This window comes from uncultured Slackia sp. (genome assembly GCF_944321625.1).
Classification (GTDB): Bacteria; Actinomycetota; Coriobacteriia; order Coriobacteriales; family Eggerthellaceae; genus Slackia.
In genome coordinates this window covers 1-11,731 of the sequence record NZ_CALUMA010000080.1, presented here as the reverse complement: position 1 = coordinate 11,731, position 11,731 = coordinate 1, and the positions used below count along the sequence as shown (strand labels likewise).

General features: G+C 54.7%; 14 protein-coding genes. 9 read left to right on the top strand and 5 right to left on the bottom strand.

The annotated features are described in order from the left end of the window. Together Q0J60_RS07080 and Q0J60_RS07075 are read left to right on the top strand one after the other, a co-directional pair. Window positions 1-443: hypothetical protein (locus tag Q0J60_RS07080; RefSeq protein ID WP_294439982.1), on the top strand; the 443-nt coding region annotated here is incomplete at its 5' end. Window positions 444-751: 308 nt separating this feature from the next. Continuing rightward, complete coding sequence (locus Q0J60_RS07075) at window positions 752-2,056, top strand: ATP-binding protein (protein ID WP_294439980.1); 1,305 nt, start codon at window positions 752-754, stop codon at window positions 2,054-2,056. Window positions 2,057-2,158: 102 nt separating this feature from the next. Here Q0J60_RS07075 and Q0J60_RS07070 read toward each other — a convergent pair whose 3' ends face one another. From Q0J60_RS07070 to Q0J60_RS10530, 3 genes are all read right to left on the bottom strand, one after another. After that, entirely contained in the window at window positions 2,159-2,599 is a 441-nt protein-coding gene (locus Q0J60_RS07070; protein ID WP_294439978.1) for a PIN domain-containing protein, read from the bottom strand. 25 nt (window positions 2,600-2,624) lie between these two features. After that, the gene (locus tag Q0J60_RS07065; protein WP_294439976.1) at window positions 2,625-2,882 is read right to left on the bottom strand and encodes a type II toxin-antitoxin system RelB/DinJ family antitoxin; all 258 of its coding nucleotides are present in this window, start codon (window positions 2,880-2,882) and stop codon (window positions 2,625-2,627) included. Between the two features lie 330 nt (window positions 2,883-3,212). Then, window positions 3,213-3,416 (bottom strand): helix-turn-helix domain-containing protein, encoded by a 204-nt coding sequence (locus tag Q0J60_RS10530; RefSeq protein WP_367178817.1) that lies wholly within the window; start codon window positions 3,414-3,416, stop codon window positions 3,213-3,215. Window positions 3,417-3,551: 135 nt separating this feature from the next. On the opposite strand from Q0J60_RS10530, the gene Q0J60_RS10525 reads away from it, so the two are divergent. The 7 genes from Q0J60_RS10525 to Q0J60_RS07035 all read left to right on the top strand — a co-directional run bounded on the left by Q0J60_RS10525 (window position 3,552) and on the right by Q0J60_RS07035 (window position 9,139). Beyond that, window positions 3,552-4,106 (top strand): leucine-rich repeat domain-containing protein, encoded by a 555-nt coding sequence (locus tag Q0J60_RS10525; protein WP_367178816.1) that lies wholly within the window; start codon window positions 3,552-3,554, stop codon window positions 4,104-4,106. A gap of 27 nt (window positions 4,107-4,133) precedes the next feature. Beyond that, a complete protein-coding gene (locus Q0J60_RS07060; RefSeq protein WP_294439974.1) occupies window positions 4,134-4,532 on the top strand; it encodes a hypothetical protein in 399 nt (132 codons plus the stop codon). Between the two features lie 621 nt (window positions 4,533-5,153). Continuing rightward, on the top strand, window positions 5,154-5,498 hold the full coding sequence (locus Q0J60_RS07055) for a hypothetical protein (RefSeq protein ID WP_294439973.1): 345 nt from the start codon (window positions 5,154-5,156) through the stop codon (window positions 5,496-5,498). Next, a complete protein-coding gene (locus Q0J60_RS07050) occupies window positions 5,486-7,225 on the top strand; it encodes a hypothetical protein (protein WP_294439971.1) in 1,740 nt (579 codons plus the stop codon). The genes Q0J60_RS07055 and Q0J60_RS07050 overlap by 13 nt, the downstream gene beginning before the upstream one ends. 27 nt (window positions 7,226-7,252) lie before the next feature. Further along, window positions 7,253-7,936: a VWA domain-containing protein gene (locus Q0J60_RS07045; RefSeq protein WP_294439969.1), complete on the top strand. Its 684-nt coding sequence runs from the start codon at window positions 7,253-7,255 to the stop codon at window positions 7,934-7,936. A 25-nt stretch (window positions 7,937-7,961) separates the two neighbouring features. Next, window positions 7,962-8,786 (top strand): PP2C family serine/threonine-protein phosphatase, encoded by an 825-nt coding sequence (locus Q0J60_RS07040; protein WP_294439967.1) that lies wholly within the window; start codon window positions 7,962-7,964, stop codon window positions 8,784-8,786. An 11-nt stretch (window positions 8,787-8,797) separates the two neighbouring features. After that, the gene (locus Q0J60_RS07035; protein WP_294439965.1) at window positions 8,798-9,139 is read left to right on the top strand and encodes a hypothetical protein; all 342 of its coding nucleotides are present in this window, start codon (window positions 8,798-8,800) and stop codon (window positions 9,137-9,139) included. Window positions 9,140-9,244: 105 nt separating this feature from the next. Here the strand turns inward: Q0J60_RS07035 and Q0J60_RS07030 are convergent, their stop codons facing one another. Together Q0J60_RS07030 and Q0J60_RS07025 are read right to left on the bottom strand one after the other, a co-directional pair. Continuing rightward, a complete protein-coding gene (locus tag Q0J60_RS07030) occupies window positions 9,245-10,405 on the bottom strand; it encodes a spermidine synthase (RefSeq protein ID WP_294439962.1) in 1,161 nt (386 codons plus the stop codon). Next, the coding region (locus Q0J60_RS07025; RefSeq protein WP_294439960.1) for an elongator complex protein 3 at window positions 10,392-11,731 on the bottom strand (1,340 nt) is incomplete at its 5' end. The genes Q0J60_RS07025 and Q0J60_RS07030, both read right to left, overlap by 14 nt.

The window sequence follows — 11,731 nt, the reverse complement described above, 5'->3', positions numbered from 1 at the left end:
TCGACAACGCACGGGCGCGCCTGCGCCAAGCACGGTGGACAGCCGAACAGAGCGGCGCGGCTAAGCGCCCCCTCATCAATCTGGGCGGCGACACCTGGGTGCTCTTCCCCTGGCTCGGGAGCTATGCGTTCCTCGCGCTCGAGCGGCTGCTGAAGATCAAGTGCGCGGGCGAGATTGGGCTGCGCGGCCTCGACCCGTCGCGGCCGTACTTCATCCAGTTCCGCATGCGCGCAGACGAGGACACGTTCTGGAGCGTGCTCGAGGCGGAAGCGGAGAAGGACTTCGACCCCCTCGACCTCGTCTACCCCGGCGAGGTGCCCTACTTCGACAAATACGACGAGCTGCTACCGGCAGAGCTCGTGCGCAAAGGCTTCGCCGAGGGCGTGCTCGACATCGAGGGCATGCGCGCCCGCGTCCGCCAGTGGTGCGCACTGAGACAATAAGACAGAGACTTTGTCTCATATTGGGCTGAAGATCTTGACCCGCTTGCCCAGGAGCTTCAACGTCCGTGGGCGGCGTACTTAGGTCGTCTCGGGGATTTGACCCTCCGGCGATACTGCGCAAGCGCGTGCGTCTCGAAGCCCTGTTACTCATACGGAAAATCCAAAGCGAGTTAACGGGAAAACTAAAGTAAAAAGAACGGATTTTCTAAAGTCATTCAAGCGGAATTTCTTATATCTCTTCCTCGTTTTTTCTAATATCTACCGTCATACCTGTGATATTCCGATATACTCCGAGTAAAGGAGGGCACATGAGCGAACACGTCTACCCTGAAGGGTATCTCCCCAGGATCGTTGACAAGAAGGTCGAACGCTACCTGAAGATATTCGGAGCCATCGAGATCGCCGGAACCAAGTGGTGCGGCAAAACCTGGACCGCGCTCGCCCATGCGAAAAGCGTAAGCTATGTTGACCGCACCCTCGCCCTCGCTCGCGACGACCCGTCCGCAATGCTTATCGGCGAGCAGCCCCATGTCATCGATGAGTGGCAGCGCGCACCCGCGATCTGGGACTATGTGAGACACGAATGCGACCGCACACGTGGACAACGCGGCGCATGGATCCTTACCGGCTCCTCCACGCCGCTGCGCAAAGACGCCGATTCCGAAGACGATTTGCCCAGCCACAGTGGCGCGGGACGCATCGCGCGCATACGTATGTGGCCCATGAGCCTTGCAGAGAGCGGCGATTCTGATCAAAGCGTGTCCCTTGAGGGACTGTTCCATGGGAAGTTCGCACCCGTTAAGAAGGAAACGAGGGCGGAGGATCTTGTTCGCCTTGCATGTCGGGGAGGCTGGCCAGAAGCGATAGACCTTGAACCCCTCGATGCCCAAATCGTCGCCCGCGAGTACCTACACCTGCTCCAAAACGAGAGCATACCCCGCCTAGGAAAAAGCGGTGATACGACCGGCAGACTCCTCTTCGCGATTGCGCGCAATCTTGGGCAAGCAGCTACGTACAAAACGCTCATAGCTGATATGGAAGACGCCTCTGCTTCAGGCAAAACTTCCGAGGTAACGCTTACGTCTTACCTGGGCGTACTGAAAAACATGTACCTTCTCGACGAGATCCTCGGCTGGATGCCGCCAGCCCGCTCACCCAAGCGAGTTCGCACAAAGCCGAAGCGCTATCTCGCCGACCCGTCACTCGCCATTGCGTTGCTCGGCATGTCGCCCGAACGTCTCTTCGAAGATTGGCAGACGTTCGGAACGATCTTCGAGAGTCTCTGCATCCGTGACCTCATGGTATATGCGAGCGCCCTCGAAACTGCTACGGGCAATCCGGTTCGCTACTACCGTGATGACGCCGGGCTCGAAGCCGATGCGATTATAGAGCTCGCCGGAGGCGCTTGGGCTGCATTCGAATTCAAGACGAGCGAGCGGAAAATCGATGAAGCGGTTGAACACCTTAAGGCGCTCAAGCGGAAACTTACCGCAAACCCCGTAAGCCGAACGCGGCCGCCAGAGTTCATGGCGGTAATCACCGGCGTCTCGGAATATGCGCGTGAGGTCGACGAGGGGATCTACGCGATTCCGCTTACCTGCCTGACCGCGTAGCCCACACGGGGTGAACCCCTCCTAGACGTCAACTGCTAACTCGATGCGTGACCCGTTGCAACGCGGAAGGTCATGCCGAAACGCGCTCATGAACAGGGTGCGCTATACGGCTTTTCCTCCAGCAATCTCGAGATACTCCGCACAGGTCACCGCCCGCACACGCGACCGTCTGAACGCGCGGGCATTGCGCGTGAGGATGAAATCGACGTCGTTGAGCTCGGCGACAGCACGCACAAGCCCGTCCTCAAAATCCGGCTCCCCCGCATGGAGCGACAGCTCGCATTCCTCCGCGCCCACGGGCGCAATAACGAGCAAATCCATCAGCAAGCCGATGGCCTCGCGCGCGGCGGCTTCCCTTCCAGCGCGGCCGAGCACGTAGTACACGTCCCTGAGCGAACCCGAGGTAACGAGCCCCATGTCGCCGCCGCCGTTGCAGCGCCGCAGAACCTCCCAAGCCTCCTGAGACTGCGGCCTGCCCTCGACGAGCGCGTCGAGCAGAACGTTCGTGTCGAAAAGCAGCCTCCGATCGTTGAAGTTACGCATAGCGGCTCGCAATCATGTCCCTCATCTAGTCGTCATCGAGGCTGATGAGGTCTTCGCAAGAACCGAAAGAAACCCGGAGCTCGCCGAGCCGCTCCAAGGGATCGGGCGCGGCGTCGAGTCGCTCAGCACCATCGCCCGCGTCGGGAATCTCGCCTGTTCGCGCGATGCGCTCCCACACCACGCGGATCACGTCGCCCGACGAGAGCCCCGCCGCACGAATGAACGCCTCGGCACGCGCCTTGACCTGCGCGTCAACCCTGCCAGATACCACCGCCGTAGCCATATGCACCTCCTTGTAGACACGTATACAGTATACTATCGAAAGAACGCGCTCGGAATAATCAGCAACGGATGAGCTTTAACTCCCTTGTGAGGGATACGGAAACAGCCGTGCATCGAGCAAGCCCTTTTATTCGCACTTTTACAAACATCGAGCTGTCAAAAGCAGGGATACCGATTCGCTTCTAAACAGGAAAGACGAATCGCTTCATCGAGCTTATCGAAACAATCGTCAAACTTTGCCTCAAATTAGCCCACGGCGAGATCACCTTGTAATTAATTACCATCAATACAAAGAATGATTAGCGTTCGCAAGATATCAACAGGCTCACCGCTAATCAAATGTAAGAAGTTCCCTTACATCCACTCCAAACGTATTCGCAAGCGCCAATAACGTACTGAGTCTTGGATTGAGTGGAGTACCTGGTTTCGACTCGCCTTTTTCGAACTTCTGGTACGTGTAGGTGGAAATACCGGAAGCATATGCGACGTATTCTTGAGTAAACCCACGAGCCCTACGCAAAGCGCGAAGCTTCATTGCGAGCCTCATCGCGAAGCCAGAATAGTCGCAACATGTCGGCAAATCATCCATGTAACAACTATCTAGGAAGTACCATACATGTACCACCATATATGTATGGTATTATGCTGATTGTCAGGGGAGGTTCTAGCTATGAACGCTTTTACTGCCGAAGATATCGAACGTTGCTTAAGCGACAATGGTTGCCTAACTATCCCCACACAATTTACTACCATCGCCGATTGCGCTGGTAGGGCAAATTGTCATATTCGATCGATTACTTTTCTTGGCCCAATTAGCCAAATCGGAAGCGAGGCTTTTTCTTGCTGCAGCAACCTCGAGCGCATTGATTTACCCGCATCCTTAGAAACAATGGGCGAATACGCCTTTTCATCCTGCAATATAAAGGAGCTATTTATTCCCGGAAGCCTTGCCGTGATTCCGCCTAACGCATTCAGCTACTGCACCTCGTTAAATCAAATAACACTTGAATGTGGCATCCGCTCAATCTCATCACAAGCATTCGCAGACTGTGGAAGACCCTTGAGGATCTGCATTCCGTCAAGTGTGACATCCATAGCCGATAACGCCTTCGATTCCGTTCTGCTCCCTTTCTCTAATTTCAAGCCCGTCGAGATATGTGCCTCGCCCGGCACCTTCGGAGAAACATGGGCGCGGCAACACCCAAACGTTGCAACCGCTGTGTAAGCACTAAACCAAGTGAAGGGTAACGCCATGGGAAAGATTGTAGGATGGGGGTCTGTTGACAGCTCAGCCGATGCAAAAAGCTTGTATCTTGCCAATGAGCCAGCCATTAATAATCCTCTGCACGTATCATCAGAAACAGACGCCATCACGTACGAAATCGAAGATGTTGCCTACCCTGTAATTGAACCTGATAATCCAAGCTTTGCAGAATACAATTCGCTCTCCAGCGCTCATAGCAACAAAAGCGGTATTTCTGAGGAAGCGCCAACGGAGTCAGATCCAGAGAAGGCTTACGAGCAATTGATCAGAAATCGCGATGCACAGTTCGATTCAGAAGCAGATACAGAGAATGATGTGTTCAGTGAAGCAGACTCAGCCTTAGAGGTAGATTCGGCAGAAATACAAGTAGCCAAAAAAAGAGCCTAATCAGGGCGAAAGCAAAACTCAGCGAATCTGTCTGGCCATTTCTAAGCTGAAGCTTTCATGCAGCGAGCGACAATTCGGAATTGGCTCATATTGCACCTATTGTGACATAACCGAGACCTCTGGAAAGGCAATTCGCGCTCTGATTAACCTAGCGGATCCGGAAGAGCTCGACTTCTTTGGCATCTTAGAAGCGCTGCAGGAAATCGTAAGCGAACAAGGCGAAGTCGCAGCCGAGCGAGGGGAAGACGTAAAGTCACCAAATCTAAATGACCTCATTGATTTCATCGACTCCATTGCAGCGAAATAGGAACGTGGCGGATACAATGCCTTCTTCAGATACGCTCATTTTTTTTAGACACATGCTCGCTTCTCGTATCATGCTGGAACATCTACCGTAACAATACGATCGTCTACAATGCGGAAAAAGACGCTCGGTTTTGGCATAAAGAAATCCCCGCGCTATCGCGTGCGGGTTCCATTATCCTCACTAAACGAAACTATGACGAGCTCGTTAAGCTCACAAACATTCGGAACGACCCCAATCGTCCCGAACTAGGCAAACGATGCGTCGCAGTTCTTGAGCGAGTGCATCCACTTATTAAAAAAGGAATTCTATCAATCGTGGGAGATCCGAACGACCCCTTCGCCGATGCGGTCCTTTTATCCGTTGCGCTCAAATTTAGGACTCAAAAGAACCTTCTCTTTCTCACCCAAGATAGGGCTCTTGCCACCGATCTCGTAGCCATTTCTAACTTTATATCCGTTCGCCCAAGAAATAAATGCGAGCTCAAGGTTTATCGTCTCAACTCCAAGGGCTCCATTGAACGCTGGCACCTTGATGACTCGGCGGATGACCAGCGGAGAAAAATGCAAGCGAACTCTAAGCCAGGAGCAAGCAGGACCTCTCCTGATAATGCAACGACACTTAATTCCGGCTATACCCCTATGCCAGAATGGTGGCGATAACTTTGACGGAACCATTTCAAATTGAATCAACGAAAAAACCCATTATTCTCAAGGGCTCTTTGCCCGGCGAGGGAACAAGAAAAGGACAAGCGATATCGATATGTGTAACCGCCGATGATGGTGTGCATCAAAAGCAAGTCGAGTTGACCAAGAAAATTGGCGAGGGCGGGGAAGGTTCCGTCTTCGAAACGAACCTCGGCGCTAATTCCGATTACGTCGCCAAGATCTACGCACGGAGCAAGCTCGTCGATACAAAAATCGAAAAGCTCAAACTCATGCTAACCAAGTCAATCAAACTTCCAGGCGTCTGCTTTCCTGTTGCTTTGATAAAAAACGAACAGAATGAATGCGTCGGTTTCCTCATGCCGCGAGCAGAAGGTGTGGAGCTGGGCAAATCAGTATTCATGCCGAAGCTGCTACAACAAAAGTTCCCCTCATGGACAAGGCGCGACACCATCCAACTATGTATAACTATCCTCGACAAAATCAAGTATCTGAATGACCGAGGCGTTATCCTTGGCGACATCAATGGGCAGAATATTCTCATCGTCTCTCCGACGGAGGTTTATTTCGTCGACTGTGACAGCTATCAAATCGGCAAGTATCCCTGCCCAGCTGGTACAGCACACTTCACTCCACCTGAAGCGCAGGGAAAAGACTACAACACTTTCCTACGTACGCAGGCAATGGAAAACTTTGCCATCGCAACGCTGCTCTTCATGATTATGCTTCCTGGTAAGGCGCCATATGCTGTTGTGGGTGGAGCGGATCCAGCAGAAAACATTCGCAATGGTACATTTGCCTATGAAAGCAACGATATCTCTAGAATTCCTCCTGGAAAATGGGGCTATATCTGGAGCCACATGTCATTTAACACAAGACGCGCGTTCGTTGAAACCTTCCGCAAGGGAGGAGAATGCTTCACGCCGGAAAAGCGCATGGATGCTGGACAGTGGCTAAAGGTTTTCATTGCATATCAGCACGGAATTGACCACATGCTCGATCGTGATCCCATGGCAATGGACATTTTCCCAACACGTCCAAAAATGCGTGAATGCAAGAGTTGCGGAAAGATGTATGTGCCGGATCCGAATCGCTACAAGCCAGTATGCCCCGAGTGTGAGGCAAAAGAGAGAGCGCCCTATCTCACTCCTCGAGAGATACAGTTAACCGCCGAACGAAACGCGCTGCGCGCCGAGCGCAGAAGAAGGCAAGAGCTACTTGATGAAACGAAAAAGCAGCAGCAGGAAACGTACAAAGAGGCGGCACGGCAACGAAGCGCCGCGCATCAGAAATGGCTGAATGACATTTGGAAGCGCTATCCTTGTAAGAATCCAAAATGTCCCAACGTAATTACACTCTTCAACCGCGATCAATCAATATATCGAAATAGGCATCTCCCTGAATATTGCAATGATTGCTGGAAAGGCAGCCCTTGCAAAAAATGCGGAGCCATCGTTACAAAATGGATGTATGACGAACATGACGGGCTTTGCGAGAGATGCTACGAGAAAGAGCGGGGGCTCCAGCACTCAAAGCTCCAAAACACCGTTGCAAGCAAAACAGCCAAAACCGCCCCATCAAGTAACACGGCTTCCAAGACAAACAACACGACCCCTAAGAAAGAAGAAGGATGTTTTGAGGGATGCTTTGAGGGATGCCTTGGCTATATTGTCCTGTTCATCATCCTCAGCATTCTATCCAACCTTCTCAACAGCTGTAGTTAATTTCAATTCAAGAGATTGGAGTATTGTATGAACGAGCTCGCTTTAGTGGAAATGGAAGACTTATTTGAAAACCCCACCCCGCGTGTCCCCGTGGCACTCTGCCTTGATTGCTCGGGCTCAATGATGGGAGAGCCCATCCGAGAGTTAAACGAGGGGGTAAAAACCTTCTATCAAGCTATCAACGACGATGAAATTGCTCGATTCTCCGCAGAAATCTGCATCGTAACCTTCGGGCCGGCATCACTTGAAGCGGATTTTGCGACGCTAGATACTCGCCCGCAACCTCCCGTACTAACGGCTTCTGGCAATACCCCCATGGGGGAAGCGGTTCAGCTCGCTCTTGATAGCCTTGAGGAACGGAAGGCTGCCTACAGAGCAAGTGGCGTCGACTACTATCAGCCTTGGCTTGTGTTGATGACCGACGGAAAGCCGAATGGTAATAACTTTGTACTCCAGCAACAAATTACCCGAGTCGCAGATATGGTTGAAAGAAAGAAGCTAACTGTCTTTCCCATCGGTATCGGATCGGATGCTGATATGAACGTTCTTGCCAAATTCTCTCCCGGCCGTTCGCCCCTCCGACTCCAAGGGCTCAAGTTTTCAGATTTCTTCTCATGGCTAAGCAAGTCAGTATCACGGGTCTCGCAATCCACGCCCGGCGATAAGGTAACGCTAGACGTAGACGGTATTCGCGGCTGGGCAGAGCTATAACGTCACATATTTCAATTGGAGTGCAATGAAACGAGTCATCTGGAAGCGAGCCTGCTTTGCAGTTCAGGGAAGATCGCATCTAAGTGATCAAACGCCCTGCCAAGACAGCGTCGCAACAGCATATCGTCGTAACGTTAACGTAATTGCACTATCTGATGGTGCCGGATCGGCGAGTCTTTCTCATTTTGGCTCAAAAGAATGTGCTCAAACACTTTGCAATGTTCTTTGTCGACGCTTCGACGAAATATGGCGCATGAACAACATTGATGCGAAGCTTAGCGTTACTCAAGAGCTTTGCCGACAAGTAGAAGACAAAGCACACGACCTGAATTCGATAACAACCGATCTGGCTGCAACTGCCCTGGCAGTTGGCGTGAAACGAAATCGCTATATTGCAATTCATCTTGGGGACGGCGCCATTGGGATTGAATTAACCAACTCTGACAGTACTACAGAGCTAAAAACGTTGAGCTCTCCAGACAACGGCGAGCATTCAAATGAAACATACTTCATCACATCAAACAGAGCAGCCGAACATGTAAGAATTTATACTGGCACCCTCGATGAGCAGCGACCGGCGGTTATCACGGGCTTCATTCTCATGTCTGATGGCCCAGAGGCAGCACTTTACCGGAAAGCTGACAATCAACTCGCGCCGGCGTGTCTTAAACTGCTGAAATCTTCCAGAGAACTTAACAGACGCGATATGCAAACTGGCCTACGTGCCACACTTGAGCTGATAGCAAATACGAAAACATTTGATGATTGTTCGATAGCTCTCTTATCACATACAGGAGAAAGTAAACGAACGCAAAAACGTAAACGTAGTAAGTGCCAGCGGCAAAGCTGAGGAACTTAAACATGGAAAACAGCAACGCAAAGAAAGCGAATGCCGAAATAAAAAGACTGCGCAACGAAAGGGAAGCCCTTTCCGAACGCATAGACAATGCCCGGCAGAATCTGCGTAATAATTTACTATACTTGGCTCTGGCGTATGTTTTTTGCTGGTCAATCGCAATCTATTACTGGGATAAACCAGTCTTGAAACCAGAACATGTTGGGGGAAAAGAAACTGCCGCGTTGATTGGCATTGGTCTATTCATTTGGATACCTATTTACTACCTTAAACAAAAGAGGGAGCTTCGTCGCCTAGAAGCTGAAAAGTCCTCCGCGGAATCACTACTAAGACAGTTGGAGGATTGAGGTCAACTCATCCCAAATCACCTAACGACGTCTTTGCGCCCGCCACTATACACATCTTTTAACGGGCGGATTTCGGAGTAGCGTAATTGGCCATCGAGCAACTGGTTATTTCGCTTGTCTCTGTGTATCTCGCACCACTTCGCCCAGAAACTCCTCGTCAAACGGCACGGCACCGGGGAACGTCGCATCCCCGTCCGTAGCCACGACGATGTAGTTGTCGTCGCTCGCCCAGGCGTCCTCCTCCACGGGGATCACGCACACGTGGGCGAAGACCTGCGAAAGCGTCGCGACGGTGCTGCGCAGCACGCTGGTGTCGCCGTCACGCGCGACCACGTTCGTCGCGTACACGCCACCGGGGTTGAGACACGTGCGCACTGCCTGCGCTGCCTCGACGGTGGCAAGCTCGCGCACGGGCTCTCCGCCGGAAAACGTGTCGTTCACAATCGCATCGTAGCGCTGAGCCTTGGGCTCTCCCGCTTCCAGCCTACGAGCTCGCTTGTCCAGCACCGCCCGGCCATCGCCCTCGTGCACGCGCAGGCGCCGCCCAGCGTAGCGCTCAATCATGTCCAGATAGAACCAACGCCGCGCCGCCTGAATGATTGCCGGATCGATCTCGGCCACGTCCACATGCAGACAGTCATGGTCGAGAATCGCATGCTTCGGCCATGAGAACCCGCCGCCGCCCAGCGCGAGCACGCGCTCCACGCCATGTCCGGTCGCCGCGCGGACGGCATCTTCGGCATCGAATACCACATCGAAGGCTTTGATGTACTTGAACACCGGCTCGCAACTCTGAAAGCCCAGATACGTCGCAGACTGGTACACGCCGCCCAGGCGCATGACGCGCACGGGCTGCCCCTTCGCGAGCCGCGTGTACACGAGCGCGCGACCGGCTTGCGTGCGCACGACATGCGGGTTCACCAGCACGAGCGCGAACATCACGATCGCGACGACCACGATGACGCCGATTACCGGAGCGGGGAACTGCGCCAGCTGAAAGACGAACACGAGCACCAGCACGAGCGCCACGATGCCCACCGTCACCGCCGCCTGCTTCACGGGTGCGCTCGCGCCGCGCGTGCCCGCAAGCACCTTGCCGGCGACCTTTGCCTCAAGCTCTTCCGGCGTATCGGCCGGGGCGTCGCCCAGAAGCTTCGTCTCGATATCACTCGGAACCCTGCGCTCCTCCGCTCCACGCGATGCCGCCGCCGGTTCTTGTACCGTCGCGCCCGCGGGCTTGCCCTCGGTCTGCCTATCCTCGTTCATCGAGACTCCTCTGCTGGTACAGTCCATGGTCGTGGAACCCTAGCATTCTATAGTACTCCCTTGTCCCCACGGCGCTGATGACGTTGATGCGCTTGTAGCCGGCCTCGCGCGCAAGCTCGCAGGCGCGCTCGATAAGCCGACGACCGAGCCCGTGGTGCTGCGCCGCCGCGCCGTCCTCGCCCACGCGCGTCGCCATTCCGTAAACGTGGACCTCGCGAATCATCGCTTCGTCTGCATTGATAATGGGAACAGGCGTCGACGGCGCGCTCGAGTCGAACAACTCGGCGGCGAGGTCGGCAACTGCCTCGCGTTTTGGCAGGGAGAGGCGGAGAAAACCGGCGATGCGACCTTCTGGTGTCACCCACTGCAAGAAGCGCTCGTCCGTAGCGCTCGTCTCGTAGGGCACAACGTTGAGCGCAAGCGTGTCCACATCCACCTCGCTCGTCGCGATCTCGCGATAGCGGATCTCGCGGACCGGTTCGCCCCCGGCAGCAGAGGCGCGCGCAAGCCGTTTCTCCACCATCTGCCGCAGGTTCGGCTTCTTGTTGCCCGCCATGATGTCGCCGGACGAGAAGTCACGGATCATGCGCGACACGCGGCAGAACGCCGGCGTGGCGAGGACGTCGTCTGCGAGCACGCCCACGAGCTCGTCCTCCGTGTAGGGCACCCACTCCCCCGCCTCGTAGCGCTCGCGCAGCCGCGCGCTCTCGATAAGCGCGCAGGGGTAGAGCTTGACCTCGTCCGGCTGGAACGCGGGGTCGGTCACGAAGCGCCGGTAATCCGCGCGGTCGCTCTGGGGCGTGGCGCCGAGCAGGTTCACCATGGCGTGCGCGTGAATCTTGAAGCCGAAGAGCCTCAGCAGGCTGAACGCCTGCTCGATCTGCCCAACCGTGGTATTGCGGCCGTTCTTATCGAGAATATGCTGGTCGACGCTTTGCACGCCCATCTGGATCTTCGTGGCGCCGAGCCGACGGATGTGGACGAGCGCCTCGGGCGTGATGGCGTCCGGCCGCGTCTCGACCACGAGCCCCACCACGCGATGCCGCGCCCGCTCGTTGCGCGCGTGCTCGCGCTCGAGGTCGGCCAGCGTAGCGCGTTGCCACTTCGCTGCCTGGCACCACGCGGAGCTCCCCGTGTAAAGGTGCGCGACCGCTTGGTTGTAGGTGAGCTTGCCGGCGTCGACGGCGCGCTGCGTGGTTTCGAGGACGTCGAGCGGCAACCACGAACCCGCCTCGGCTGCCGGCGCGGCGGCGGGCGCGGCCTTCGGCATTAACCCGCACGCCACGTACTGAGCGCGGCGCTCGCGAACACCTGGTGGAATCACAG